The 25,483-nt window shown below is 52.5% G+C and carries 29 protein-coding genes and 1 riboswitch; of the genes, 7 read left to right on the top strand and 22 right to left on the bottom strand.

Translation table 11 applies throughout. The features are described 5' to 3' along the window. Positions 1–81: 81 nt before the first annotated feature. Both EVJ23_RS06160 and EVJ23_RS06165 read right to left on the bottom strand, forming a co-directional pair. Positions 82–684 (bottom strand): NUDIX hydrolase, encoded by a 603-nt coding sequence (locus tag EVJ23_RS06160; protein ID WP_131464842.1) that lies wholly within the window; start codon positions 682–684, stop codon positions 82–84. A gap of 179 nt (positions 685–863) precedes the next feature. Next, positions 864–1,169, bottom strand: coding sequence for a hypothetical protein (locus EVJ23_RS06165; RefSeq protein ID WP_071398556.1), 306 nt, complete (start codon positions 1,167–1,169; stop codon positions 864–866). Between the two features lie 147 nt (positions 1,170–1,316). Here EVJ23_RS06165 and EVJ23_RS06170 point away from each other — a divergent pair, with 147 nt between their 5' ends. Continuing rightward, positions 1,317–1,631 (top strand): hypothetical protein, encoded by a 315-nt coding sequence (locus tag EVJ23_RS06170; protein WP_070329290.1) that lies wholly within the window; start codon positions 1,317–1,319, stop codon positions 1,629–1,631. An 88-nt stretch (positions 1,632–1,719) separates the two neighbouring features. Next, positions 1,720–2,505: an SDR family oxidoreductase gene (locus tag EVJ23_RS06175; RefSeq protein WP_070329291.1), complete on the top strand. Its 786-nt coding sequence runs from the start codon at positions 1,720–1,722 to the stop codon at positions 2,503–2,505. A gap of 31 nt (positions 2,506–2,536) precedes the next feature. On the opposite strand, the gene EVJ23_RS06180 is transcribed toward EVJ23_RS06175, so the two are convergent. From EVJ23_RS06180 to EVJ23_RS06210, 7 genes are all read right to left on the bottom strand, one after another. Beyond that, a complete protein-coding gene (locus EVJ23_RS06180) occupies positions 2,537–3,334 on the bottom strand; it encodes a GNAT family N-acetyltransferase (RefSeq protein ID WP_016508856.1) in 798 nt (265 codons plus the stop codon). A gap of 81 nt (positions 3,335–3,415) precedes the next feature. Next, entirely contained in the window at positions 3,416–4,483 is a 1,068-nt protein-coding gene (locus EVJ23_RS06185) for a saccharopine dehydrogenase family protein (RefSeq protein WP_071398559.1), read from the bottom strand. A gap of 132 nt (positions 4,484–4,615) precedes the next feature. After that, positions 4,616–5,245 (bottom strand): NADPH-dependent FMN reductase, encoded by a 630-nt coding sequence (locus EVJ23_RS06190; protein ID WP_131464844.1) that lies wholly within the window; start codon positions 5,243–5,245, stop codon positions 4,616–4,618. Continuing rightward, complete coding sequence (locus EVJ23_RS06195) at positions 5,242–6,237, bottom strand: ring-cleaving dioxygenase (RefSeq protein WP_070329295.1); 996 nt, start codon at positions 6,235–6,237, stop codon at positions 5,242–5,244. The genes EVJ23_RS06190 and EVJ23_RS06195 overlap by 4 nt, the downstream gene beginning before the upstream one ends. A gap of 36 nt (positions 6,238–6,273) precedes the next feature. Next, a complete protein-coding gene (locus EVJ23_RS06200; RefSeq protein WP_131464846.1) occupies positions 6,274–6,708 on the bottom strand; it encodes a MarR family winged helix-turn-helix transcriptional regulator in 435 nt (144 codons plus the stop codon). Between the two features lie 146 nt (positions 6,709–6,854). After that, positions 6,855–7,982: a tetratricopeptide repeat protein gene (locus tag EVJ23_RS06205; RefSeq protein WP_131464848.1), complete on the bottom strand. Its 1,128-nt coding sequence runs from the start codon at positions 7,980–7,982 to the stop codon at positions 6,855–6,857. Positions 7,983–8,031: 49 nt separating this feature from the next. Further along, the gene (locus EVJ23_RS06210; protein ID WP_131464850.1) at positions 8,032–8,571 is read right to left on the bottom strand and encodes a ribonuclease FAU-1 family protein; all 540 of its coding nucleotides are present in this window, start codon (positions 8,569–8,571) and stop codon (positions 8,032–8,034) included. 209 nt (positions 8,572–8,780) lie between these two features. Between EVJ23_RS06210 and EVJ23_RS06215 the strand changes: the two genes are divergently transcribed. Continuing rightward, the gene (locus EVJ23_RS06215; protein ID WP_131464852.1) at positions 8,781–9,527 is read left to right on the top strand and encodes a hypothetical protein; all 747 of its coding nucleotides are present in this window, start codon (positions 8,781–8,783) and stop codon (positions 9,525–9,527) included. Here the strand turns inward: EVJ23_RS06215 and EVJ23_RS06220 are convergent, their stop codons facing one another. Beyond that, positions 9,528–10,496 (bottom strand): aminoglycoside phosphotransferase family protein, encoded by a 969-nt coding sequence (locus EVJ23_RS06220; RefSeq protein WP_131464854.1) that lies wholly within the window; start codon positions 10,494–10,496, stop codon positions 9,528–9,530. It abuts the gene before it with no gap. A gap of 44 nt (positions 10,497–10,540) precedes the next feature. Between EVJ23_RS06220 and EVJ23_RS06225 the strand changes: the two genes are divergently transcribed. Together EVJ23_RS06225 and thiW are read left to right on the top strand one after the other, a co-directional pair. After that, on the top strand, positions 10,541–10,861 hold the full coding sequence (locus tag EVJ23_RS06225) for a hypothetical protein (RefSeq protein WP_131439546.1): 321 nt from the start codon (positions 10,541–10,543) through the stop codon (positions 10,859–10,861). 24 nt (positions 10,862–10,885) lie between these two features. Next, positions 10,886–10,984: riboswitch (TPP riboswitch) on the top strand. Between the two features lie 62 nt (positions 10,985–11,046). Continuing rightward, positions 11,047–11,535, top strand: a complete 489-nt coding sequence (thiW, locus tag EVJ23_RS06230) for an energy coupling factor transporter S component ThiW (RefSeq protein ID WP_131464856.1) — start codon at positions 11,047–11,049, stop codon at positions 11,533–11,535. 34 nt (positions 11,536–11,569) lie between these two features. Here the strand turns inward: thiW and EVJ23_RS06235 are convergent, their stop codons facing one another. Beyond that, positions 11,570–12,049, bottom strand: coding sequence for a GNAT family N-acetyltransferase (locus EVJ23_RS06235; protein WP_131439550.1), 480 nt, complete (start codon positions 12,047–12,049; stop codon positions 11,570–11,572). Further along, positions 12,031–12,534, bottom strand: coding sequence for a YcxB family protein (locus EVJ23_RS06240; protein ID WP_131439552.1), 504 nt, complete (start codon positions 12,532–12,534; stop codon positions 12,031–12,033). Before EVJ23_RS06240 ends, EVJ23_RS06235 begins: the two co-directional genes overlap by 19 nt. 93 nt (positions 12,535–12,627) lie before the next feature. On the opposite strand from EVJ23_RS06240, the gene EVJ23_RS06245 reads away from it, so the two are divergent. Together EVJ23_RS06245 and EVJ23_RS06250 are read left to right on the top strand one after the other, a co-directional pair. Next, entirely contained in the window at positions 12,628–13,026 is a 399-nt protein-coding gene (locus EVJ23_RS06245; protein ID WP_071398570.1) for a VOC family protein, read from the top strand. A gap of 112 nt (positions 13,027–13,138) precedes the next feature. Then, positions 13,139–14,941, top strand: coding sequence for an LTA synthase family protein (locus EVJ23_RS06250; protein WP_131464858.1), 1,803 nt, complete (start codon positions 13,139–13,141; stop codon positions 14,939–14,941). Between the two features lie 41 nt (positions 14,942–14,982). On the opposite strand, the gene EVJ23_RS06255 is transcribed toward EVJ23_RS06250, so the two are convergent. From EVJ23_RS06255 to EVJ23_RS06300, 10 genes are all read right to left on the bottom strand, one after another. Beyond that, positions 14,983–15,867 carry a VOC family protein gene (locus EVJ23_RS06255; protein WP_131464860.1) on the bottom strand — a complete coding sequence of 295 codons (885 nt, stop codon included), beginning with the start codon at positions 15,865–15,867 and terminating at the stop codon, positions 14,983–14,985. Between the two features lie 14 nt (positions 15,868–15,881). After that, positions 15,882–16,166, bottom strand: a complete 285-nt coding sequence (locus EVJ23_RS06260; protein ID WP_131464862.1) for a putative quinol monooxygenase — start codon at positions 16,164–16,166, stop codon at positions 15,882–15,884. 101 nt (positions 16,167–16,267) lie between these two features. Then, on the bottom strand, positions 16,268–17,635 hold the full coding sequence (locus tag EVJ23_RS06265; RefSeq protein ID WP_236641222.1) for a methyl-accepting chemotaxis protein: 1,368 nt from the start codon (positions 17,633–17,635) through the stop codon (positions 16,268–16,270). A 270-nt stretch (positions 17,636–17,905) separates the two neighbouring features. After that, positions 17,906–20,557 (bottom strand): MMPL family transporter, encoded by a 2,652-nt coding sequence (locus tag EVJ23_RS06270; RefSeq protein ID WP_131464866.1) that lies wholly within the window; start codon positions 20,555–20,557, stop codon positions 17,906–17,908. A gap of 3 nt (positions 20,558–20,560) precedes the next feature. Continuing rightward, the gene (locus EVJ23_RS06275; RefSeq protein WP_131464868.1) at positions 20,561–21,004 is read right to left on the bottom strand and encodes a MarR family winged helix-turn-helix transcriptional regulator; all 444 of its coding nucleotides are present in this window, start codon (positions 21,002–21,004) and stop codon (positions 20,561–20,563) included. A gap of 85 nt (positions 21,005–21,089) precedes the next feature. Further along, positions 21,090–21,593 carry a GNAT family N-acetyltransferase gene (locus EVJ23_RS06280; RefSeq protein ID WP_131464870.1) on the bottom strand — a complete coding sequence of 168 codons (504 nt, stop codon included), beginning with the start codon at positions 21,591–21,593 and terminating at the stop codon, positions 21,090–21,092. 63 nt (positions 21,594–21,656) lie between these two features. Next, positions 21,657–22,598 carry an NAD(P)/FAD-dependent oxidoreductase gene (locus tag EVJ23_RS06285; protein WP_236633489.1) on the bottom strand — a complete coding sequence of 314 codons (942 nt, stop codon included), beginning with the start codon at positions 22,596–22,598 and terminating at the stop codon, positions 21,657–21,659. A 65-nt stretch (positions 22,599–22,663) separates the two neighbouring features. After that, positions 22,664–23,350: a DUF975 family protein gene (locus tag EVJ23_RS06290; protein ID WP_131464874.1), complete on the bottom strand. Its 687-nt coding sequence runs from the start codon at positions 23,348–23,350 to the stop codon at positions 22,664–22,666. 106 nt (positions 23,351–23,456) lie between these two features. Then, positions 23,457–24,035: a YdhK family protein gene (locus EVJ23_RS06295; RefSeq protein ID WP_131464876.1), complete on the bottom strand. Its 579-nt coding sequence runs from the start codon at positions 24,033–24,035 to the stop codon at positions 23,457–23,459. Positions 24,036–24,166: 131 nt separating this feature from the next. Further along, complete coding sequence (locus EVJ23_RS06300; protein WP_131464878.1) at positions 24,167–25,348, bottom strand: MFS transporter; 1,182 nt, start codon at positions 25,346–25,348, stop codon at positions 24,167–24,169. Positions 25,349–25,483 lie beyond the last annotated feature (135 nt).

A 25,483-nucleotide genomic window follows, 5' to 3' on the forward strand; every position in this document is an offset into this window, starting at 1 on the left:
CCTCTTCACTTGCGAAAACACCAAACTAGAACTCCTCCTAAACCTAGCACTAGCAATCCGTTCAACAGTCGCCAGATGATATCAATCATCATGGCCTTCTGCTTTCTCCCAAAATGTCCGAACCCCTTCAACAACTTGGTTCCAGTATGTGTCTGGATGTGGAACGAGCGTCTCTTTCGTCACGCGTAACGTCTTTCCGGTTACGACCGAAGTTGCCTCAATCTGTTCGCGCGAACCGTCGAGCAAGGCGACGAACGCCTCGAAGTCAACTTTGCCGACGTCTGCTACTTCGTCAACGTCTAACGTGAACGCCTCCCCAGCGTACGGATAGACATATGTATGGGCGAACTCCCGGTCTAGAAACGCTCCCGTCTCAATCACGTCCTCAAAGACGCCGAGCGGGTGGAGTTGCTCAAGTGACAGTTCAATCCCGAGCTCTTCTTGTATCTCACGGACTCCGTCGCGAACGGTTTCTCCGGCAGCCAGATGCCCTGCTGCCGTGATGTCGAACAGTCCTGGAAAATCTTGTTTCGTCTCGCTGCGGAGCTGTAAGTAAAGATGCGTCGGGTCAATCATCCAGCAGTGAAACGTCTCATGCCAATCGCCGTCACGATGGACGTCGGCCCGGGACTTCAACCCGACTCTTTTACGTGTCCGGTCGACCACAGTAATAAATTCGCTCATATCGTCACTCCATTCTCTAAAAAGGTGATCGTCCCGGCGGTCGCATCGAGCTCGACGTCGATGCCGATCGTATCGCCCGGCCGTAACGCGGTCGGTTTAATCAGTGTCGACACATGTATCCCTCCATTTTGTTCCATACGTTTACTGTACGGGTTTCGAAGGGGCAACGACAACCTAAACTAAAACAGATCAGGGTCTTCCGACAATGTCCGGACTTTCCTGACTTTTCGGTGACGACCAGTCCAGCCAAGTGTCGTGAAGAAAAAACCGCCCCCGACCATACAGAACAGCGCGACCAATCCGGCCACGATGCCATCAAATCCGTAGCGCTCGCCGCTCGCGACGAGCAGTAGCGGCGAAAAGAGGAAGGAAACCACTAGCATGATCAGCCCACCCCACACCCTCCGTCTGGGAAACCCAATCGTCCACCACCCGAAAGCAATCAATCCTAAAATGATTAACCCAACCATCCCGACTAGAACCATCGTCAGCGCCTCCACTCCGCAAATTGTTTTACTATATTCCGCATCTGTCATTCAAATCCCTGTAAAAATCAGCCTATATAAATTCCTGATTCCGGGTAAATAACTAATGGAAACCATCGCACCGGGGTACCGCAGAGGAGGATCACCATGAGAGCTAGACTCATCTTTGCCTTCGCGTTCATCGGTCTTTTTTTGTTAGCAGTCTATTGGGTGAGCACGTGGAACGATCACACGCTCGACGGACGCATCGAACGGATTGAAATCCCTCAACTGATGATTGGTCCAGCCGAGACGGATATGGATGAAATCAAATTGCATACGATTTTAGTTAATGACCAGACGGAAGTGACGGGTCTTGCTAGCGACGTGCAAGAGCTTCGCGCCGGTCAACATGTGACTATCGAGCTTGACCCAGATGCGACGCTCAACATCGCGCTATCGATTCATGTAACGTCCGATTAAACGAAGAATCGTCTTTTTTCAAGAAAACGGGCTTAATTTTTATAGAACAGTGGAATATGACAACAGGTAGCTGAAAGGAGATAAATACATGATTTCAAATACATTGTTGTCGGGTAAAGTCGCGTTTATCACAGGAGCGGCGTCAGGAATCGGACGCGCCGCTGTCATCCGGTTCGTCCAAGCAGGGGCAAAAGTCGCCATCGTCGACTTGAACCAAGAGGACTCCGAGAAGCTCGCGAGCTTAATCGGCGAGGACCGCGCCATCGGTATTAGCGCCGACGTCTCAAACGAAGACGAGATGAAGCGGGCTTATGAACAGACGGTCGAACGGTTCGGACATGTCGATATCGTGTTTGCGAACGCGGGACGGAACGGGACGATCACACCAATCGAGCACTTGTCGCTCGAAGATTGGAACGGGGTCGTCGAGACGAACTTGACGGGCACGTTCTTAACCGTGAAACATGCGATTCCCCACTTGAAAGAGAAAGGCGGCAGCATCATCATCACGTCGTCGATCAACGGGAACCGTTTCTTTAAAAACTTTGGCTTCAGCGGCTATGCGACGACGAAAGCCGGCCAGACCGGTTTTGCGAAAATGGCTGCGGCCGAGCTCGCCCAGTTCGGTATTCGGGTCAACACGATTTGTCCGGGTGCAATCGATACGAATATCGATGATTCGACGAACCGGGACGACGCGTTACTTGAAGAAATCGTCATCCCGATTGAATATCCAGAAGGCAACCAACCGCTCGCCGGAAAATCAGGTACGGCGAAGCAAGTGGCCGACGTCGTCTTGTTCTTTGCGAGCAATATGTCGAGCCATGTCACCGGATCAGAAGTGTACGTCGACGGTGCCGAATCACTACTCTAACGACAACAGGTCGCCCCGCGGGGCGACCTGTTTATTTGAGGATCGGACTTTTCATAACTGCTTTTTGGTAAAACGGTGTAAAACCAAGGCGTTCCATGTTGCGTCCCGAGGCGGTATCGACTTTCGTCGTCACCGTCACGTACTCGCAACCTATCGCTTTTGCCGCGGCAACTCGCTCTAAAATGAGTTGGGTCTGATACCCTTTTCCCCGATAATCGGGAATCGTGCTCGTCAAAAACAGTTCCCCCATCCCGTCCTGAACGGCGAGAATACCGCCGGCGACTGCTGTCTCGTCTTCACGGACGAGAAACGCCTGGTTTTCCGGTAACGCATAAAACCCTTTCGCCGTATCGATCGTCTCTTGCAGGACGGTCCCCGTCTCGGCGAATCCTGTCGCAATCGCCCGAGCCCATTCGTTCACGTTATCGGCGTGCACACGTTCGACACGTGTCGCTTCACTCTCTGGCAACTCAAACGTATTCACATCGAGCAACCAGACGTCGAGAAAGTGATCGAGCGTATAGTTTCGTTCCTGCAGCAGGCGAATGAGCGACATGTCCGCGAGTGGACACACCTCAATATGTAGGCGGGACACGTTCTTACCACGAACCCACTTCTCCATTTGGTGCAGATCGTAAAAGCTCGTCGGACGGTTCAAGCCGAACCCGACCGCAAAACTCGTATTCCCCATCCGGAACACATGACCTTTATTTTCAACGATTAACTCCGAGCCTTCATAGGGAGGGGTCTGTTTTCGATGCCTGATGTAGGCAGACGTCCCTTCCGCTTTGATGCGTTCGATGCGCCTGGCTAGTTCTAAGCGTTTCATCTCGTTCCCTCCCTCTAATCTTCCCTGAGTTTACCACACTTCAATTACGAACATGTTGTGATTCCGTTACAAGGCAACGCTTTAAAGGCGGACTTCATCAATCACGAACGAGGACGACCCTTCGATTTCTTCGATAAAATGCGAGCCGAACAACATCGCTGGTGTGAAGCTTCCAGGAATGACCCGGCTTGAACCGACGAGACGTTTCACGACCTCGAGCGCCCCATAGACGGTGAAGGCGTACGTGCTCGCCGTCTTAATGCGGACGATATATTTGTGTCCGTCTGCATTCGTTGCTTCGCCCCAAACATACGTCGACGACCCGTCCCGCTCCGCCTCATCCGGTCCGCTAATATGTTCATCGACATAGCGTAAGAGACGTCCTTGGACAGCGTCACTACCAAGAATCGGACTAAAGAACGACATGAGACGAGACGCATATCCGGCCACTGGGGGAACTGGGATCCATGTCGTGATGTTCGGGATGCCCGTCGTATAATACGCGGTCGAGACGTCACCCCACGGAATTGCGAGCGCTGTTTTCTTGCCGCGCCCAAAGTCGATTTGTCGACGCTTGGCCCCAAGCGGGAACGGCGACAGTTTTCCGTCTTTCCGCTCGGCACTGCTCGAGCCGAGCCCGCGGATTGCTGTTTTCATCGTTCCGCGCGAAATACCGGCAGCGGCTGAGAAGCCGAGGGCGAGATTCGTCGCGTCCGGCATGAGTTCCTTCAACTTGCGGGCCACACAGTCGGTCGGGATGACGTCAAAGCCGACACCCGAACACAGCAATACCCCGGCTTCTTGCGCGAGCTTGGCCCGTTTCTTCGAATGGATGTATTCGAACACTTCGATTTCCCCGGTAATATCGAGGTAATGCGTCTGTGACGCAAGGCACGCCTCGACCATCGGCTGACTCGTATCGGCGAACGGTCCAGCACAGTGCAAGACGAGGTCGATGTCAGCGAGTTCCTGCTTCGCTTTGTCGAGCGACAGACTAAAGACACGCGTCTCGCATCCGAGCTCGTCACCAAGACGCTCGATCGCGTCCGCACGCCTCCCTGCGAGCACCGGTGTCATCCCTTCGTTTACTGCTTGCCGGGCAATCAGTTCACCTGTATAGCCGTTCGCGCCATAGATCATCCATTTCATCGTTGTTTCCTCCTTCAGGCTATATGTATGCTTCTTTTGTTCCCTTCTTTTACTGACGATACACGATGCAATATCGAATGAACAGTAACACAAAAAAACTGATCGTCCCTGAAAGGACAATCAGTTGCTTAATTAGTTGTTCGTCGCTTCCGCTGCTTTCGTACGAACCGTCTGCATCGCTTCTGTCCATGGGACGAGCTGGTCGAGCATATCATTCACCGATTGGACTTGTACGTCTTTCGGTGCGAAGTGCGTGCCGTTCTCGAAATCTGTGAAGAGCGAGAGCGCCGGGTGGACCCGGACGTGGGCAATCAAGAGTTCGCTCAAGACACCGCGCACATGCTCAGTTGCCCGAGCGCCGCCGACCGAACCGTACGAGACGATCCCTGCCGCCTTGTTATGCCATTCGTTACGTAAGTAGTCGAGGGCGTTTTTGAGCGCGCCTGTCATCGAGTGGTTGTACTCTTGTACGATGAAGACGAAACCGTCCATCTCTGCAATTTTCTCTGACCATGCCGCAGCACCTGTCGCGTCACCGCCAGCCTCGCCGAGAAGCGGTAAGCTGTAGTCCGCAATATCGATGATTTCATAGTTCGCGTCACCGCGCTTGTCGGCGAGTTCTTTTACCCATTCTCCGACTTGCGGGCTAACGCGTCCTTCACGAGTCGATCCGAGTACGATTCCAATTTTCAACATAGTAGTTCCTCCTTGTGAGTTGGTTGATGCTTCTTGTTTACCGAACAAACGATTGAAAAAACTCATGATGGCATACCCTCATACTCTTTCTCGAACGTTTTTGTGCTCCTGACTGTATCAATCGGCCGGACCATCGCTTCGATCTGCTCACGCTTCGACTCTAAGAACGGTGGGAGCGACAATTTCTCACCTACCGTCTCATATGGTTCGTCACCCATAAATCCTGGTCCGTCGGTCGCCCATTCGAACAAGATTTGCGGTGCGACGCGTGCATACGACGATTCAAAGAAGAAACGATCAACGTAACCTGACGTCGGTAACCCGAACTGTTGCAGCCGTGCTGTCCATTCGTCGAGGACGCTGCGGTCATCGACGCGGAACGCGACGTGATGCACCGTTCCAAACCCTTGACGTGCTTGCTGAGACGTCTCGTCATGGATGACGACGACTTGCGCTCCGTTTCCACCCTCACCTCCTTCAAAGAGATGATTGTCACCTTCTTGCCCGATTTCTTCGAACAACATGACTTCCTCCATCACTTGCTTGAAGTACGTGAAGTCAGAAATACGGATAAAGATTGGCCCGAGTCCAGTAATGGCATACTCGAGTGGAATCGGACCGTTTGGCCACGGCTCACCAGAAGCGACACCTTGATTGAACTCGTCCGAGATGAGCTGATACGCTTGGTCGTCGAAGTCGACGAACGACAGCGTCTTCTTGCCGAACTGCTCGGTGATGCCTTCATGTTTTACCTTTAACCGATCAAAACGGCGGACCCAGTAGTCGAGTGCCTGATCCGTCGGGACACGGAACGACGTCTTTGAAATCTCATTCGTCCCGTGCACGCCTTTTGGGATGCCTGGGAAGTCGAAAAACGTCATGTCCGTCCCGGCGCTACCTTTATCGTCCGCAAAGAACAAGTGATACGTCTGAATGTCGTCTTGGTTGACCGTCTTTTTGACGAGACGCATCCCTAAGACGTTCGTAAAGAAGTCGTAGTTCTTTTCGGCGCTGCTCGTGATCGCCGTCACGTGGTGAATCCCTTTTACATGGTTCATTTAAATCGCTCCTTCAAAATCTTGATTTCGAGATAATTAGTTAAAAAATTTTGACGCCTCGGCACGTTTGCCGACCGTCTTCAATTGTGTGATTGTGTCATCTAAATCGATTCCGTCGAACAACTCGTTCATCCGTTTCGTGTGTGTCGGAAAAATTTGATCCATCAAGTCGGTTCCCGCTTCGGTTAATGCGGCATACGTCACACGGCGGTCGCTCGGACAAGCTTTCCGGACCAAATAGCCTTTTGCCTCGAGTCGGTCGACGATATACGTCATGCTGCCGCTTGAGAGCAAGACTTTTTTGCCGATGATTTGAATCGGTTGGTCACCTTTATGATAGAGCAGTTCGAGTACCGAGAATTCGGTCGCGTTCAGTCCATATGCGGCGACTTCGTGTTTGACCATGTCCTGGATCGATTGTGAAGCCCGAAATAAGACGGTGATTGCTTTTAAGGCGTCTGATTGTTTCATCTGTTCCCCTCCTTTGTTGAGAGAAAACAATACTTTAAATTTAATTATCTTTAATTCGAGATAAATATAACACGGTAATTTGGATCGGTCAATCAATTTGATTCAATAAAAAGACAAGGCCGCTTCCACAAGCCTTGTCTTCCGGATCAATCGTACGTCTCGTCGAGATTGCGCGCATAAAACGCGATGGCGCGACGATAACGCTGAATGCTGTCATCCGGCTGCGGACTCGCGAGCAGCTCGAGCAACGCACCGGTCGCTTCCTGATGCTGTCCGAGGTTGTAACGCGTCATCGCTTGGAACACTTTCAAGGCAGCGATGTCAGGGAACTGTTCGATCGCCTTAGCAAATAGTTGTTCGGCATCCTCGTAACGACCGAGCGCACGGTACGTGCTGCCGAGCCCGATATACGTCTCACTGAGCTCGTGACCGCTCAGACCGAGTCGGATGGCCCGCTCATAGTGCGGGACGGCTTGACGCTCTTCGCCGAGCGAGTCATAACACCAGGCACATTGCGCGTGGAGTCGTGGATTTTTCTCATCTTGACGCAACAGCATGAGCAACAGCTGCTTCGCCCGCTCGAGCTCTCCGTTCTCGCGCAGGCGGATCGCCTCGTCGAGTCCGACTTCTTCTGGCTGTTTAACGTGAAGGTCGCTCAAATCATCGAGCCACGCTTGCAGTTTCTCATAATATTTCCCGATATGGACGCCGTCGACGAGCGCGTGGTGCGCTTGGACTGAGAGCGGCATCATCATCCGGTCGCCAACTTTCGTGAATTTGCCCCAGGCGATCCGCGGAACGCTATCGTGCTGTTGGTCATTCGTCGGGTGACTGATGCTCGTGAACGTGAGCCAAGGCACGCTCGTAATATAGAGCAGGCTGTCCGGCTCGTCATCTCCGACGACGACTTCTCGTTTCGCCCCGCTCATCCGCACGGCCACTTCCTCCATGAAGTCGGGAAACGCGTCTTTATACGTCGCCGTACAGAAATTGAAGACGTCATCATCCATCATGACGGTGAACGATGGATGGACGACATCATGCTCGACGACCACGTCACCGCGCATCCGGTACCTAAGTTCAGGGATGGCGTTCGCCGTCTTCACCACGCCGTATAAGAACAGCTTGAAAAATGACTGTCCGCGCGTCTTCGCGAACGTATGTAGCTTCGTCACGTCGACGTTCGCCGTCACGTTGAAATGCGGGGCGTCAAACGCCTTGAAAAACTCATAATGCTTTTTACGCGGCCACTTCTCGAGATCAATTTGTTTCATCTATCTTCCCCCCTGTTCTTTCACTGTACCAAAAGCAGTACGGGAAGACTCAAAGCTTTTGCTTCAACTGCTCGTAATGCTCGTTCGCTAAATCAAAATAGACGAAGTCGCGGCGTTCGATCCGATCGAGCGTCGCCTTGAAATCACGCCAGCCACGGTCGACCATCTCCGGCGTGAGCTCACCTGACTTGGCTGCCGCTTCGAACTCATCCTCGTCTTTACGGACGACGTCACCGTTCGGGAAGATGAGGATGTCGAGCAGGAGGTCATCCATGTACGGAATCCCATCCTCATACCCGATCCCCTCGACGATATCGATGTACCATTGGACGATGTTGCCCCGGTCATCGAACATGACGGTCACCCCGAACGGTTCATGTTCTGAGAAGTACTGGAGCCACGCGTAACCTGCGTCGGCGACGATGAACTCCTTTCCTTGATGCATCTTATATTGTGGGGCTCGGACGGCGTCAATTTGAAAGAGGGCGACGGTGCCCGAGAAGCGATCGTCCCGCACCTCCATTTGTGCGTATCGATTTTTTAATATGCGTTCCCAATCACGACGATTGGCAAATTTTCGTTTTGGCATCTCTCTCTCTCCTTTAAATCAGTTTCCTAAATGTGTTCGCCAAAAGTCGACATTCCCCTGTTCAATCGTACAGATTGTGTGGATTGAACCAGACGAGGTAGCGATTCCATTTGCCCTAGATGAGAAAGTATCCAGGTTCTCATCCTATTTCATACATGCTACGCTAATGTAAAATAGGGAAATAATGTAACTTACTAGGGGGTTGTTTTATGAAACGATTAGGACTACTTGGCTTAAGCGCGTTCTTGCTGACAGGTTGTACCGATCAAGCCGAGCAACCAATCGTCTCTCCTGATATGAACGAACAAGATGAAGAAGCGACGATCGAATGGACACGAGAAGATTTCAAAGACGTCTTTGACCAACACGAGACTGCCCAAGACTTGTTAGCAGCGCTCGAAACCCAAGGGCTAACACCGTTCCGTGAGACGTTCGAACGCGTCGTCATCGCCGGGGACGGGATCCATCATACATACGCCGATATTTATCCGTTCAAGCTCGACGACGGCACGTACGCGACCGTCTATGAGAATGAAGACGGTGAGGTCGCCAACGGTCCCGAGTCGGTCGCACCACTCTTTTGGCAAGAAGAGTCGTTCACGCAATTCGTTGAGGAGATTGAGAAGCGCAAATACGGGACGAGTGCCCCCCCGACCGACGTCACATTGACGCAAGACGAGTTTCAATCGATTTACGACCGCCATGCCTACACGTCAGCGCTCATCGTCGAGCTCGACGAATGGGGAGTTCAAGTCGCACGCGACCCAATCGAGAACGTCATCATTGCCGGGAACGGCGTCAAGGAAGTGACGGCCGACTTGATCGTCTTTGAGATCGAAAACGGCTACGCTATCGTCTACGACCAAGACGGTGAGATTTTGAAAGCACCGGAGTCGATCGCCCAGCTGTTTTGGAACGAGACGGATTATGAAAACCTGCTCGAGAAGAACGAGTGATCACGTACCGCGACGTTTCAAGTCCCGATACTCGAGGAACAAGTTGAGCCATTGGGCCGGTTTATCGGCTGACTCGGACGGATCATACCGATAGTTGGTCACATATACATGCCACGACAGCGCCCGATACACGCAACCGAGCTCTTCAGCGATCAACAAATGGCGCCATAGCACGTCCCGAGGCGCTACACCTTCCCACTCAGCCAAGTAGACGGTACGCATCTTCTGAATCTGTTCATACCATGCGACTTCATCGTCTTCTGGCAACAAGTCGTAGAGCGCGTTCCAAAACACACGGACGCTGAAGAACGGATGGGTGACGGTCGCATCGCCCCAATCGAGAATACATAAGTCATCCGTCTGTTTGCGCCAAAAGATGTTGCCGCCATGTAAGTCGCCGTGCTCGAGACTCATCGGCACCCCAGTCGCGAGCTCGTCGCACATGGTGAGGAGTTCGTCTTGGAGCGCCAGCACCGCCTCTGCCTTATCTCGATCTAACCCCGTACATAACTCGGGTAAATACGTCCGTATCTCTTCTTTTAGACGAGCCGGACGCCGGTCCGGGATACCGTAGGCCAAAAGCGTATCCGTGTAATTCGCTTCTTTTCTCTGTAGTTTCGCATATTGACGCACAGCCGCTTTGTACCGACTGTGCTTAGGGTATTCACGAAGTGCATACCCGCCGATGTCTCGCATAAGTAGCCAGTTGCGTGTCGCGGCAATGGCGATGACCTCCGGGACGAGTCCCGGATGCCGTTCGGCTAGATGCATCGACAGTTCAGCCTCGCCACCACTGATTGCTGTCACCGCCTTGGCGTAGTAACGGTCTGCCCCGTACTCTCCATACATCAAGTATGTCAAATCGGTATCTTTCACAACCCGCCACGTCACGCCTGGCACGTGACCATCGAGCCAGTGCTCGAACTGTTCACGGTAAGACTCGTCACGCCATGGGATGGCATCCCTCACTGACCTCACTTCCTTTCACCACACTTCGTTTAGGAGGAAATAATATGGACGTTGTCTATTATTCATACCCGGTCGATGCGCTACTCTATATGTATTTAGGTGCGACGGCTGTCTTCAGCTTCATAATTGGTCTAGTCGTTCGCCGTGTGTCGAGACGTCCAGATATCAGCTTTTGGACGACGATCGTGCTCAGCTTTGTCGGACTATGTCTTTCACTCGGCTGGTTCCGTAACGCCTCGGTCACCGTATTTATGGGTACACTCCCGTGGGTCATCAATCTCATGTTTTCCCTGTTTTTATACGCCCTGTATAGCGGTATCATTTATTTCATCTTCCGACCGCGAAAAATTGAGGCAACAAAATAACGTTATGCTATACTCAAACCAATAAACGACCACTAGGGGAGCCTTCGGGCTGAGACGGCAACTGCCGGACCCTTCGAACCTGATCTGGCTCATACCAGCGTAGGGAAGTGGCTTGGATACGTCTGTCTGTCCACGCCACTTTTCCACTTGGAGAAGTGCGTTTTCATTTTGAAAGGAGACACTTCATGCGTATTCAACAACTCACTTGGATGGCGATGCTCATCGCCATCGCCATCATCGGCTCCTTATTCATCTCCATCCCGACCGGTGTCGCCCGGGCCTATCCGGTGCAACATATGGTGAACGTCATCGCCGCCGTCACCGTCGGTCCGATTGGTGCCGTCCTCGTCGCGTTCGTGACCGGACTTGTCCGTGTCATGACCGGGACCGGGTCGTTGCTCGCCTTCCCAGGTGGTATGATCGGCGCCTTGCTTGCTGGACTATTTTACGTGCGGACGAACCGGGTCGCTTTCGCTGCGCTCGGTGAAGTCATCGGGACGGGCGTCATTGCCTCGCTCATCGCCGTCCCATACGCGAAAATCTTAATGGGTTCTGAGTTTGGGGCGCTGTTCTTCTTCCCGGCCTTCCTCGCCTCGAGCATGACTGGAGCCATCCTCGGCTGGATCGTCTTGGCGCGGGTCAAACAGTTGCGTCCGCTCACGGTGAAGCGATAATTGAACAACAACCACCAAAACAGGGACGGCCGACTTAGGAAGGCTGTCCCTGCTTCACGTGATACACCCAAATCTCTTCCCCGTTCGCTTCATCAATCAAGCCACTGTCCTCGAATCCGCCCTTCGCATAAAACCGTTTCGCCGGTTCATTCGTCGGATGGAGGCTGAGGATGAGGTCATCGACATCAAATCGCTCTTGCATCCACTCAATCGCAAGTTGCAAAAATGTTGACCCGATGCCTTTCCCTTGCTCATCCATATCAATCATAAAGCGGTCGAGCCAGACGTAACGCTCCACCTTGTTCTCGGCCCCGACCATCATGAAGCCGACCGGTTGATTGTCTCGACAGAGCGCGTAGCACGTCCACGCGTACTTGACGTCGACGTCCATCTCGCGGAGCGATTCCGCGTTCGTTTCGATAAAGCGGGCCTGACCAGGTGCGACGGTCAAGGCGACGACCGCATCCAAGTTCGTCTCATCAATCGGTTGAATCGTCAACGCATCGGTAGCCATCGTTGTACCTCCTCCATGTCCTGCCCGCGTTTCGGCAAGATGTAGGCGCTGACCGACGAGTTATACAAATACACATAATCGGCTTCCTCGACGACTTCCTTGATGCCGCTCCATGAGACTTTCGTCTCCCCGAACGCATTTTTGTCACGAAGACCGTCTTCATCCAGATCCATCGTATGCGGGCCGATCATGCCTTCATTGCTTCGTTCTTGAATCATCCGCTTCGTCTGTTTTCGGATATGCCGTTCAAAATACTTCGGATAATACAGAAACCAGATGAGGCTGATGACGCCATACACCCCAAACAGCCACCAGCTCGTATCTTGAAACAATGTCGCGAACGTCAAAGCGCCACCACCTAAAATGATGACGGGCCCGATGATGCGCTGCAGGAATAGCATCCTCTTCCCTATCTTTGAACGTCTAATATGACTCAAGTTGAAGTGAATGTAGTCTTCTTCCGTCAATTCGTATTGGATTTCCATATGTATCCCTCCTCGGTGTCGTATACGTCTTCGTTCAAGAAAAGTTCCGCTTCAGGCTCCTATTCGCTAAAATGAAAGCAAAGGAGTGACACGATGAAACAAATCCACCATCTCTGTATCCAAACGCCCGACTATGCGGCGTCAAAGCAATTTTATGAAACGCTCGGTTTTGAGCTCGTCCAAGAGTCACCCAACTTCCATACCCGGGCGTTCAACAGTTGGCTCAAGCTCGGCGACTTCTATATCGAACTCCAGACGGCGAAGACCGACGAGACGTTATCGCCGTATTCGAAACATGCGGCCGGACCCGTTCACTTCGCCTTGTACGTCGATGACCTTGAAGCGGAAGTCCGTCGGCTCGAGGCGCTCGGTGTCACGTTCTTGCCGAAACATGGCGGCAACATCTACTTCGTCGTCGATGGACATTTGAGCAAACTAAAAGCCCCGGAAGGCACGATCATCGAGCTTCGGGACACATTTTTGATCAAGTGAGGCGCTCGCCTCGCTTTTTTTCGTCCGTATCGCACACCCCCATGTTTCCCGCCACCTACGAACAGGTACATGAAAAAGAATACGACGTGTACGTACCGTTTGGAGGCTATTTATGAAATATCTTGATTATTGGAGTTATCTGTCACTATCACTTGCCAAACTATTTTTATTCAGCGTCTTGACCGCGAGCGCGTTCAACGTTCATTTTTTACTCGTCAATATCGGGATGATTCTCATGATGACGAGCTGGGCTCTACTCGTGAAGACGAAAACACGGCGCTGGATTTTATTCGCCTCGCTGTTTCTACACAGCACACTCCTCATCTCCGACGTCTGGTATTACCGCTATTTCGGCAATCTGTTGTCGGTCGCGCTTTTGTCAGACGTTGGTCAGATGGGCGACGTCGGCGGCGGCTTCCTGACGTTGATTCAACCGACCGACTTTCTATTGTTCGCGGACCTGGTGCTTTATACCGCTGTCCTCGTCTATATGAGAAAAAGACCTGCGCAAGTCACAGGAAAAAACCGCCGGATCGCCGCTGCCGGTTTTGTCATCGGCTTGGCCGCCTTCGTCGTTCCATTAACCGTCAGTCAGCCGAATGATGACGAGCAAGCACCGATTTCGAACATGCGTGAATATTACGAGTACGGCTTTTGGGGGTATCACGGCCTCGACTTATTCCGTGGCATCGGCGACCAACTCGGCTTCGGAGACGGCTTAACCGCACAAGAAGAGACGCGGCTCGGTACCTCGACTCCAACCGACGTCGAGACAACGGCTGATACGAACGTCATCATGCTGCAGCTCGAGTCGTTCCAGACGTCGGTGATCGGACAGACGATCAACGGACAGGAACTGACACCGAACTTGAACGCGCTTCGTGACGAGATGTTGTACTTCCCGAACTTCTATCATCAGACGCACGAAGGCCGGACGTCGGATGCGGAATTCACGGTCAACACCTCGCTCTATCCCGTCAAATCCGGTTCAGTGTACACCCAGTACGGTGACCATACGTTTGACGCCTTACCTGAACGTTTGCGCCAAGCCGGCTATGATACGGCCGCGATGCATGCGTTCGATAAAACGTTTTGGAACCGCGACAACGTCTACGACAATATCGGCTTCAATCATTTTTTCAGCAAAGACGATTACCCCGCTCAGGACGTGATCGGCATGGCACTTAACGACAAAGACTTCTTGACCACTTCCGTCGAAGCGATGGACACGTTAGCAGAACCGTTTTATGCGTTCATGGTCGCTTTGACGAGCCATACGCCGTACGACATTCCGGAAGAAGAGAAGCGTTTGGACTTGACCGGATATGACGATCCGCTGCTTCAAAACTATTACCATACCATCCATTACGTCGACGCGGCCGTCGGATTGATGGTCGATCAATTGAAGGCGAACGGGACGTGGGATAATTCGTTAGTCGTCTTTTATGGCGATCATGACAGCGGGCTGACCTCAGCAGGTGACGAGATGGCCGAGCAAGCGAACGCCGATTCGGCCGTCGAACTGTTTCAGCTCGACCGTTCTGTTCCGCTCTACATCAAGCCAGCCAACTTGAACGAAGGTCGAACGATCGAAGCGAGCGGCGGTCAAGCGGACATCGCCCCGACCATCCTAGAGTTGCTCGGGATGGAGCCCGCCTACATGCTCGGTAGCACATTGCTCGACGACGAACCGAACTTGACCGTGTTCCGTAACGGGTCGTTCCGGTACGACACGCTCTACTATGTTCCCAACTTGACCGAACCCATCGGAAACGGGACGTGTTACGCGGTCGAGACAGGAGACGAGCTACCGCTCAGTCAATGTGAGCCTTTCATCGACGAAGCGGCCGAACAGCTGCGTCTGTCCGATACGATCATCGAGAAAGACGCACTCTCTAAAAAGATACGCGAATAAAACCATGCCGCCCCGATTCGTTAAGGGCGGCATGATTCATTTCAATATACTTTTCGCAACTCGGTCAGATCGATCTTCTTCATCGGCAAGAACGCTGCCGTTACCCGCGCCAACTGTTCCGGCGTGCCGGTCGTCAGCATCTCTTCCATCTCCCACGGCACGATTTGCCAGCAGACGCCGTAGCGGTCCTGTAGCCAACCGCATTGTTCGGCTTCAGGTACGGACGATAGTTCATCCCAATACGCATCGATTTGGTCTTGTGTCTCACAAAACGCGATCAGCGACTGCATCTCGTTGAAAGCGAACTGGTGATGCTCGGCACTGTCCATGACGACGAACTCACGTCCAGATAAGACGAAACGGGCGTAGTTCAACTTCCCTTCTAATTCTGGGCCATCGTCTTTATCGTAACGGATCATCTGATCGTCGAGGACGTAAGAGTCCGGAAATACCGTGACCCAATCGTCCATCGCCGCCTCGGCCCGACCGAACGCCTCCCCGACGAATAACAGACACGGGGTCACCGTCTGGATGTCCATGCCACCGTTGTGCATGATTTGCCAAGAGACGCCGTGCTTGTCTTTCAACCAACCGTAACGTTCACTAAAGTCGTACGTGTCGAGCGGCGTGAGCACGTCAGCACCGTCCGATAACTTGTCCCACAGCGTATCGACTTCTTCTGACGTCGGGAGCGAGACCATATAGGAGAAGGACGGATTCCGCTCCTTCAAGTTACCGGCACCGAGCAGTTGAAAGAACTGACCAAAGAGTGAGACCGTGACGACCGTCGTCTCGCCAGGCGGAGTGTCGATAAGTTTCGTCGTATAGTCGACGAATGAATCCGGAAATATCGAGACGTACCAATCGGCAATCGCTTCGACGTCTTGCTCGAACCAAATACACGGAATAATCGGTTGCGTGATCATCGGACTGTCTCCTTTCAGACCTCTTGCAAACGGTACACGTCACGGACGGCGAGTAACGTCTCGGCAGCTTGCCGATACGCTTGGTAGTGGGCTGAGTTGATATGATGGTCGAGCGCCGTCTCGTCCCGATACTTTTCATAGAACACGAACGTACCCGGCGCATCGATTGACTCGTGTAACACGTAGGTGAGGCACCCTTCTTCCTGCCGCGACGGCGGGATGACCTGATCGAGTGCTTGACGCAACTCACTCTCTTTGCCCGGGTGAGCCTTTAAAATAGCTGTGATCGTAATTTCCATTGATCGTTCCTCCTCATTTTAGGACTGACGCAAAACTTTTCCCGTTTTAGAAGAGATGTATACGCAAATGGACACGCCTATTTTTAAGGCGTGTCCATCATTTAGACGAGTTCGTTCGCAATCTCGTTCAATTCTGCAATTTGATCCTTTAACGAAGTCAACGCCTGTTGCTGCGACGTCGTCAACACATGCACGTCTTGACCGTTCTCTTCGAGAGCTGTCATCAGTGCTGACATTTGGCCCGTCACTTGATGGACTTTGTTCAGTTCTGATGCGACGACTTGGAGCTGGGTCGATGTCTCATCCACCGTGCTCGCGACCGTCCCTGTCATTTGAATCATGGAGAGAATCGACGTCCCACTCTTACGGACTTGCTCTTCCTGCGTCGACAAACGTTCTGTACTGCCATCGATCGCCCGTTCCGTCACTTGTACCTCTTGCATGACGAGTTGGATAATATCATTGATTTGAGATGAGGCTTGGGCGGTTTGAGCCGACAAATTTCGAATCTCGGACGCGACGACGGCAAACCCTTTCCCGTGCTCACCCGCTCGCGCCGCTTCAATTGAGGCGTTGAGCGACAGGAGGTTCGTCTGAGACGAAATCTGCTGAATCGTCCCCGTAATCGTCCGTACTTCTTGGAAGCGCTCCGCCAACCCTTTAAACGCATGATTGACTTCACCGATACTTAAGTTCAGTTCAGCGAGCGACCGTTCTGTCGAGTCCATGTTTTCATGCGAGACGTGAGCGTCCTGCAAGACGCCACTCACTTGAGACGTTGTCTCCTGGAGCTGCTGCTGCATTCGTTCAAACGCCTGTACAGTTGAATGGATTTGTGAAGCGACAGTTTGGATAAGACCTGCCTGTTCAGATGTCCGTTTCGTCATCGAACCGATTTGTTCTGTCACTTGTTCCGAAGCATTTGTGACTGAATCGACTGAATCACGCATCGTGAAGACAGCTCCGTGAAGCGTAGTCGCACTCGCTGTCGTTTTCGCCATTGTCAGCTCGATTTCCCCTGCATGTTGTTCTGCTTTCTCTTGCTGCGCGAACGTCTCATGCAACAACTTTGCGCCAAAGAACGACACAAAGTACGCGCCAGACAAAGCCATTGTGAGCACCGTGAACCAAATGACGAGGTCGAGCGGCGTTGCAAATGAAAAGCGCCCGGTTAACACAGCTACGACCGAGACGATCAGCGCGAGCATGCTACCGTACAGTACAAGATGCCGATTCAAGTAGATCAACGTCAATACGATGTAAAGAAAGACGACATTTTGAATCGCCGCACCTGGTAGCGTCAAGATAATCGCTGAAGCCGAAATGTACATCAATGTGACGAGCCCATACTTCAACCAAGCATGCTCTACATAGAAGCGATGGCCGAGCCATGATCCAATCTGAATGACACTCCCCACCACAATAAAACTGACTGCGTCTTGTCCGGCGAGCTCCCCGATCCAGTACAAAACACCCATAATCGGATAAGAGAGGAAAAATAAAACGATCAACATACGAGATACTAACAACGAACTTATTTTTTCAAAATGATTCACCATGATTGTTGCCTTCTTTCAGTAGAATAGAGATCTACACTATACTTCGGTGCATTTTTTCCAATATGAAGTTTGTTTTTCGCTATTTTTATTACATTGACTAAACAAATAAAAACTGTCCCTCAAATTGTCATTTGTACTTAACAATTGAGGGACAGTTTAATTGAATGACGTCTTGTTCAGTCATTTATTCTTTCGTTTGAACGGCCACCAGACACCATCTCCGAACGATACGGTGATCGCCGGGATGAGAAGTGGCAGCACGATCAACCCGTACAACAACAGACCGGTGATGACGATTGTCGCGATCTGGACGAGGCTGAGTACACCAGACGGAATCATCGCCCCGAACGTCCCGGCGAGGATGACGGCCGCCGTCATGATGACCGTACCCATCTTCGTCATGGCGTGGACGAGGGCGTCACGCACCGTCATCCCGTTAATCGATTCTTCACGGAACCGATCGAGTAGGAAGATCGAGTAGTCGATGCCGAGCGCGATCAACATGACGAACCCGAAGAACGGTACGGCCCAGCTGATGCCGTCATAACCGAGCCCTTCAACGAAGATGAGCTCCGTTATCGCCGCTGACGTGTAGTACGTGAGCAACAGTGACCCGATCATATAGAGTGGCATGATCATCGAACGGAATAGTACCGTCAAAACGACGAACAGCGTCACGAGCATGATGGCGACGGTCCGATTGAAGTCGTTTGTCGATGTCTCGTTTAAATCGCTGTTAATGCTTGAAATCCCGGCGTAACCGATGGTCGCGTTATCAAATGGGGTGTCCGTGACGACACGTTCCATCGTCTGTTTCAACGTTTCGACCGTATCGATTGCTTCCGGCGAGTACGGGTCCATATCAAGGATGACCTCGAGTTGTGTCGCCGTCCCCTCGTCGAACACGTAACGTTCGACGGCCGGGGCAAACTCGTCTGACGTGAGCGTTCCTTCCGGTAAATAGACGCCCGTATCACGCAGGCTGTCCGCTTCACTGAGTGCCGAGAGGAACGCCACCGCGTCGCCAAGACCGGTTTCGATTTGCGCGAGCCCAGCGTTCGCTTCACCGACACCAGTCGCGAGTTGGCCGAGTCCCGATCCGAGCTCACTGACTTGCGCACCTTGCGCCGTCAACACAGACGCTGCTTCATTGATACCCGCCTCGATCTGACTGAGACCACCAGACACTTGTTGCAGTTGCGCCACGGTCGCCGGGATGTTTTGCGTTGCCGTGAGACCTTGTCCGATCAAACCGAGTTGGGCGTTCAGTTGGCCGAGTCCCGTCGCCGCTTCTGCGAGCGGCGCCCCGGCGTTCGTCGTACCAGCCGGCAGTTGACTGACGACCGCGTCTAGACCGGTCTCGACTTGAGCGAGCCCGTCTTGCACATCACCGAGCCCGGTCTCTGCCTCGGCAAGCCCTGAACTCACTTGTTCGAGTTGCGTATCGACATAAAAATCATCGATGACGTCACCGGTCGGACGTGTGATCGAACGGACACCGCTCACACCATCGACTTTTTCTAATTCGCTCGCGAACTTCTCGATGTACGAAATATCCGACTCGGTCAGTTCCGACTCTTGTTTCAAGATAATTTGAACCGGGAGCGATTCGCCTTGCCCGAACCCTTCCGAGATCAAATTGAGACCGCGCACCGAGTCGTAATCGTCACCGATCTCATCGACCGTATTGAACGACCGGGCATCGTCGTACGTGAACAACACCGGCACGGTGATCAGTGCGACGACAAGGATCGAGACGAACGGACGATTGACCGAGATGCGGCTGAATCCGGCCCACAGCTTGCTGTCGTGATGCTCGCCTGCTTTTTTCGACGGCCAGAACAAGCGATTCTTGAGCGTCGCCATAAAGAACGGCACAACCGTGAACAAGATGAGCAACAAGACGGCAATCCCGACCGCGACCGCGACGGCCGACTTGAAGATCGGGAAATCGGCAAATCCGATCGCGGCGAAGCCGACGAATACGGCGAGACCACTAATGAGCACCGTCCGTCCAGCCGTCTTATACGTGTTGACGATGGCGTCCTCGATCGCGTGCCCGGCACTGAGTTCTTCTTTATACCGGCTAAGCAGCAGGATGCAGTAGTCGGTCCCAATCCCGAACAAAATCGCCACGAGGAAAATTTGTGTGTAGTTCGAGACCGGGAAACCGAACCAGTCGACGAAGAACGCGACGAACGATTGGCTGAGGAGATAGGTGAACCCGACCGCGATCAACGGAATGAACGGGGTCACGATTGAACGGAACACGAGCAAGAGCAGTCCGAAGATCAACACGACCGTGATGATCTCGGTCTTCTTCAACCCTTCCTGCGCACTCAAGTTCACATCGTTGTTGATGATTTCTTCACCTGTGATGTAGACGGTCTCGTCTGTCGGGAGGATGTTCTCGCGGACATCGTCCGCGAAAGCGTTGATGTCCTCCATCGATCCTTCGACCGTGATCGGGACGAGGACGATACGTTCATCTTCCGAGACGAGTTGTGCCTCCGTCTCGGCGTTCTCGAACGGGTCGAGCACATCTTTGACGACCGTATCATTTTGTTCCAGCTCGTCGATTACCCGGGCAATATCGGCCCGTTCGGCATCTCCGAGCGCTTCAAATTCATAGACGAGCGAAATCGTCTTATCGCTTTTGCCCGCAGCGTTCAAGATGTCTTGCGCGCGTTGCGAGTCCATGTCTTCAGACAGTTGGAAACTTCCCGCCTGTTCTGCCTGTTCGGTCAAGTTTGGTGCCGCTACGAACAAGGCCGCCGTCAACACGACGAGACCGATCAAGATGCCGAAGCGCCATTGAATAATTTTGCGCACGTGTTATTCCTCCCCAATTCGAAGCAGCTCTTTGATTTTCCGGAACGTCCGGACGAACTGTTCGATCTCTGTCTCATCTATTTTCCCGTCGAGTAGTGACTCGACATAATGGTAGACGGCCGTATCTGCCTGTTCGACGACGTGGTGTCCCGCCGCTGTCAGTTCGATCAACCGTTCACGTTGGTCTTGCCCGCGTCGACTGACGACGAGCTGTTTCTCAACGAGTTTTTTTAAGCGGTTTGAAACGGCGCTCTTATGCACACCTTGTTTCATCGCCAACTGACCCGCTTGAATCGGGCCGAACTGTTCGAGCAGTTTTAATAGTTGGAGCTGTTCACGCGAATACTCGCGCCAGACGTCGCCTTCCATCGCCTCAATGACATGTTCCGCTCCGTGGAACATGACTTCTTCAAATAGTTGGACGGCCTCCCGCATCAATTCTTTCATTTTGGTTTACCCCCTAAACTAGTTAGAGATAGTTTATGCCCTAAACTAGATGAGGTCAAATAAAAAGACCGATGAAGTAGGCGCTTCATCGGTCCATTTCGTAAACGTATGTGTAAAAAGATAAGAATCGTCCTTCCCATTCAATCTGATGTATTTCATCTTCACGAGAAAAGCCAGAACGCATCAAGACGTGTTGGGACGCCTTATTATCTGTCGTCGTCTTGGCAATCAATCGTGTGAATCGAGGAAGGTTAAGCGTAAGTAATTGCTGAAGGGCTGCGGTGGCATATCCACGACCTACATAGTCCCCACCGATTCGATAGCCGATTTCCCCGGTCTCGAAATTGACATGATGGACGTTGAGACGCCCCACGATGGACTCACCATGCCAAATCAAATAATAATATCCATCCCCGTTCACTTGTTCGGCCAACAAATGTTCCAACGCCTGACGAAATGCTTCAGGTTCATAGTACGCGTCTCCACGGCTCGGGACGTAACGCTCGAAATAGGGTCGGTTCTCACATTCAAACGTGTACAATGCGATTTCGTCCTGTATGCGCAACGGTTTCAGACTCACCCGATTCACGTAATTAACGCCTCCTTTCTCAAAATCGTATCGTCGTGATCAAAAAAACCTTCCGCAGAAGGTTTAGGACCGCATCGCTGCCGCAACGCGGAGACCCGAGACGTACGCACTTTCGAACCGAGTCCGCCCTGAAGCATCGTCCGGCTCGAGGAAGACGTCACCCGCCAAGTAAATCGGTGCGTCGTTCAATTTATAGTACGGCTCGTGCCAAACGTCTGTCGCCTGGGCGTAGCGCCACCGCTTCAACTGTCTCGACTGAATCGCTACGTCTCCGGTCACGGTTGTTAGCAACCGCTCGATTTCTTGAAGCGTGTCTTCACTTGGCCGCTCATACCAAGCTTCACTCCACGCCTCATCCATGTAGACGCTGACGAGTTCTGTCGCCGAGATGCCTTTTTGCCGGTTATTGATGATTTTCAACAGACCAGGTGCCAAGTCCGTATCGATAATCCCGTCCGCACCGATTTGGGTGTCGCCCGCGAACTCGAACAATCCGACGAACGTCGGGGCGTAAGTCAGCTCACGCAACGACTCAGCCACCTGACTCGATAAGTCAGCGAGCAGCTCGAACGTCTGTGGGAGCGGTGACGTGATGAGGAGACGGTCATAGTGGCGCGTCGCCACGTCTGTCGTGACGACGACCGTCCCACTCTCCATACTGACCGTCTCGACCCGCTCGTTCAATTGGACGGTCAAGCCGTCGGCCAACTGTTTGGCGAGCGCGTTCATGCCGTCACGGGCGATGTACCGCGGATACGGGTCGGCGTACCAGACGCTTACCCAGTCCCGCTCGACCCAATCGGCGACCGCCTGTTTAAGCGCTTCCCCGCGTACGGTGAAATAGACGGCCCCGTGATCGGCTTTCCCGGCCCCGATCCGTCGGGTCGCCAAGCGTCCACCGACGCTCTGGCTCTTCTCAATCAGTTCAACCGTATGTCCTTGCCGGACGAGTTCCCGTGCTGCGACAATCCCACTAAGTCCTGCCCCAATGATTCCAATATTCATGTGCATTCCCCTCTTTCAGGAAGATTGTATCACGAGTCAGCGTGTCACATCAGACTCGATGCGCTTCATGCCGAGCGGTTCCACTGCTCGTCATACGCCCGACGTGCGTCTTCATACATGACCGCAAACCGACTGACGATGAACGGACGAATGAGTGACGTCGCGACAAGAAAAATCCATGAGCCGAGAACGACCAATTCGAGCTGTATGTAAAAAATCCAACCGACTAAATACATCGGGATAAACGGCAAAATTAGTTTGAACGCATCCCATTTTTGTCCGCGCATCAAATCCCTTGATTTCGTAATTGCCTCTGTAATGGACAGTTCCGGCTCGTCGCGCAAGATGAAATACGTGAATGCATACGAGAAGTACTTCACGATGCCAGGTACGACCAACAATAGTGTCCATAAGACTTGGAACAACATGACGAGAAGCGTCGCAAGCAGGTGCTTCCCGTAGCGGTGACGAAACGGAGCGAAGACGTCACTCAATCGAACTGTCTGGCCTCGTACCGTCTCTAACATAATCCAGTTGTATCCGACGATAACTGGGTAGAGGGCTATGTAAAATAAGATACCACCAAGACTAAGGACGGTCAGCGCAACAGATTCTATCGCCAAGCCGTAATAGGTCGTGTCCACCATCAATCCTATCTCTAATAGAACCGAGCACGCGAACGACCAGATGAGCAACATCCCCATCTTCCCTTTTAACGCAGTATGCGCTCGCTCATTCCATGTGTGAACCATATTGTTTCCTCTTTTCATTCGTGTTTCCTGTCTTATACGTAACGCGACATGAAATGTTTCAAACTCCATAGAAAAACAGGGCATCGCCCTGTTTTTAGTCTTCTCGTCACTCTTTCGGTTCTAATTCATTTTCAGTCACCCATTTATGATTCGTCACTTCTTCTCCGTCTTGCAACATGAAGTTGACCATATACACGGTCGTTTGTTCACTGGAGTCGATCGTCGCGGTCGCGCCGTCCATGCCTTCCATATGATCGGCCTGAAGCGTCACCTCGGTCCCATCAGCAAGCGGGGCCGGTTCGGATGTATCGAGTTCTTCATGAATCACCCATTTGTGATTCTCGACCGGTTCCCCGCCATCTGTCGGTGTATACGTGACCGCGTAAGCTGTAGTCTCATAAGCACCGACGATTTTCGCTTCCGCGCCTTCCATCTCAAGCATATGGTCCGCAGTCAACACGGCCATCGAATCAATCGGATACGTCGGGTCTGCCGCTTCTTCTAACTCGGCAGGCACCTCACCCGATCCCGAATGGTCCATTGCGCCATGCTCCTCTTCTTGCTCTGCGATTTGTTCTTCTGTCACGTCAATCGCTTGGTCTTCTTCTGTCGTATCACCGCAGGCGGCGAGTGACGTCGCGAGCAACATGGCACCAAGTGTCGTCGCCCATTTCTTTTGTTTCATCGAATCGCTCCCCTCATTTGTGCCGTCTCATATTTACTGTACCCTGATTGCGCTCGGACAAGACATTTGTAGCGGATTCGTTATCTAACTGAAAAAACCGTCCTCGAACGAATCGAGGCACGGTCTTCGAATTAGTGGTGCTTAATCCTTCTTAAAAAATAGAGCATCGGTAATAGCAACAGTGCTGACACCCCGAGCCCCCCTTGAATCGACGTATATAGGGCGACGAGGCCGATGAGTGGACCGCCGGCGACTTGGCCGAACGCATCGACTTGACCGAACATCGACAAAATCGTCGCCCGGCCCTTGGACGGGAGCCGCTCGTTCGTCATGACGCTCATGAGCGGATAATGCACGTTCCGAAGCGCGGCAATCGTCCAATACAACAAGACGGCCACAAAGAATTGTCCGACCCATGCGAACGCAAGCATCGTGAGGATGAGCAAAACGTTGAACCAAAACAATGTCGTCGCGTAGCGTCCTTTGATGTACGTCTCGACACCTTTGAGGACGAGCATGTTCAGTAAAAACGCAACGGCATAAAACAGGCCGAACCAATAGATAGCCGCTTGTTCTGACAACCGAAACGTATCGATCAAATGAGCGCCCCACAACCGGTCGAACCCTTCGCTCGCGAGTCCCCAGACGAGCGTGATGGCGGCCAACCCAACGAGGATCGCATTGCCGCGGATATGGGCGTAGCCTTCTGCTACCGTCTGCTTCGCCTGAAGCAGATTTGAGGTGCCAGCTCGGGTGATCGGCTCAAACCTCGTTTCCGGGATTACTTTCCAGATGAGGAGCGCGAGTCCTATTAACAAACCTCCAGCGACGACAATCGTCGTTTGCACGGACGTCATTTCTGCGAATAGCACCGCTATCCCAATCCCGATAAAGCGACCGAGTGAACTGTACTGAGCGCCTCGTAAAAACACCTGTTCTAACTCCTGGTTCCCCATCTCATCGGCAATCCACGCCTGCTCGGCCCCGCTGATGAACGTCCAACCGATTCCCCACAGTGAAGAGGCGATTGCGATGGCCCAAAACTCTGGGATGCCGCCTTCTAACAAGTGGGCTAGTCCGATCAAACCGGTGCCGATGACAATCGACCGTTTGCGGCCGTACAAATCCGCGACGAGTCCCGTCGGCAGCTCGAACAGGAAAATCGATACTTCTAAAATCGTGCCAATCAAGACGAGCTGCAACGCGTTAAGCTCGGCGGTCGTCACGTAATAGATGGCGTTCAGCGTGAATACCATCTGGATGACAAGTGAGCGCGAACTCGTGACCATGTAATACAGTTGTTGAATCTTCAATTGGGTAGTCCTCCGATATGATTGTTCCAATACGGTGAATCATCGGAGGAGGTGGGCCAACTTATGAACGCACTTCCACCGGCAGGATGAATGTTTTAAATGTTTGGATTCGCATGGCGTTCTCTCCTTAATCGT

The organism is Exiguobacterium sp. SH1S1, from assembly GCF_004337245.1.
Taxonomy (GTDB): domain Bacteria; phylum Bacillota; class Bacilli; order Exiguobacteriales; family Exiguobacteriaceae; genus Exiguobacterium; species Exiguobacterium aurantiacum_A.

Coding starts and splice junctions, on each gene's coding strand:
- EVJ23_RS06170 (WP_070329290.1), top strand. CDS start 1,317: ATGAGAGCTAGACTCATCTTTGCCTTCGCGTTCATCGGTCTTTTTTTG.
- thiW (WP_131464856.1), top strand. CDS start 11,047: ATGCGTATTCAACAACTCACTTGGATGGCGATGCTCATCGCCATCGCC.
- EVJ23_RS06250 (WP_131464858.1), top strand. CDS start 13,139: ATGAAATATCTTGATTATTGGAGTTATCTGTCACTATCACTTGCCAAA.
- EVJ23_RS06260 (WP_131464862.1), bottom strand. CDS start 16,166: ATGGAAATTACGATCACAGCTATTTTAAAGGCTCACCCGGGCAAAGAG.
- EVJ23_RS06180 (WP_016508856.1), bottom strand. CDS start 3,334: ATGAAACGCTTAGAACTAGCCAGGCGCATCGAACGCATCAAAGCGGAA.
- EVJ23_RS06215 (WP_131464852.1), top strand. CDS start 8,781: ATGAAACGATTAGGACTACTTGGCTTAAGCGCGTTCTTGCTGACAGGT.
- EVJ23_RS06190 (WP_131464844.1), bottom strand. CDS start 5,245: ATGAGTTTTTTCAATCGTTTGTTCGGTAAACAAGAAGCATCAACCAAC.
- EVJ23_RS06295 (WP_131464876.1), bottom strand. CDS start 24,035: ATGAAACAAAAGAAATGGGCGACGACACTTGGTGCCATGTTGCTCGCG.
- EVJ23_RS06160 (WP_131464842.1), bottom strand. CDS start 684: ATGAGCGAATTTATTACTGTGGTCGACCGGACACGTAAAAGAGTCGGG.
- EVJ23_RS06290 (WP_131464874.1), bottom strand. CDS start 23,350: ATGGTTCACACATGGAATGAGCGAGCGCATACTGCGTTAAAAGGGAAG.
- EVJ23_RS06165 (WP_071398556.1), bottom strand. CDS start 1,169: ATGGTTCTAGTCGGGATGGTTGGGTTAATCATTTTAGGATTGATTGCT.
- EVJ23_RS06225 (WP_131439546.1), top strand. CDS start 10,541: ATGGACGTTGTCTATTATTCATACCCGGTCGATGCGCTACTCTATATG.
- EVJ23_RS06200 (WP_131464846.1), bottom strand. CDS start 6,708: ATGAAACAATCAGACGCCTTAAAAGCAATCACCGTCTTATTTCGGGCT.
- EVJ23_RS06235 (WP_131439550.1), bottom strand. CDS start 12,049: ATGGCTACCGATGCGTTGACGATTCAACCGATTGATGAGACGAACTTG.
- EVJ23_RS06175 (WP_070329291.1), top strand. CDS start 1,720: ATGATTTCAAATACATTGTTGTCGGGTAAAGTCGCGTTTATCACAGGA.
- EVJ23_RS06285 (WP_236633489.1), bottom strand. CDS start 22,598: ATGAATATTGGAATCATTGGGGCAGGACTTAGTGGGATTGTCGCAGCA.
- EVJ23_RS06240 (WP_131439552.1), bottom strand. CDS start 12,534: ATGGAAATCCAATACGAATTGACGGAAGAAGACTACATTCACTTCAAC.
- EVJ23_RS06205 (WP_131464848.1), bottom strand. CDS start 7,982: ATGAAACAAATTGATCTCGAGAAGTGGCCGCGTAAAAAGCATTATGAG.
- EVJ23_RS06195 (WP_070329295.1), bottom strand. CDS start 6,237: ATGAACCATGTAAAAGGGATTCACCACGTGACGGCGATCACGAGCAGC.
- EVJ23_RS06275 (WP_131464868.1), bottom strand. CDS start 21,004: ATGAAAGAATTGATGCGGGAGGCCGTCCAACTATTTGAAGAAGTCATG.
- EVJ23_RS06210 (WP_131464850.1), bottom strand. CDS start 8,571: ATGCCAAAACGAAAATTTGCCAATCGTCGTGATTGGGAACGCATATTA.
- EVJ23_RS06245 (WP_071398570.1), top strand. CDS start 12,628: ATGAAACAAATCCACCATCTCTGTATCCAAACGCCCGACTATGCGGCG.
- EVJ23_RS06255 (WP_131464860.1), bottom strand. CDS start 15,867: ATGATCACGCAACCGATTATTCCGTGTATTTGGTTCGAGCAAGACGTC.
- EVJ23_RS06185 (WP_071398559.1), bottom strand. CDS start 4,483: ATGAAATGGATGATCTATGGCGCGAACGGCTATACAGGTGAACTGATT.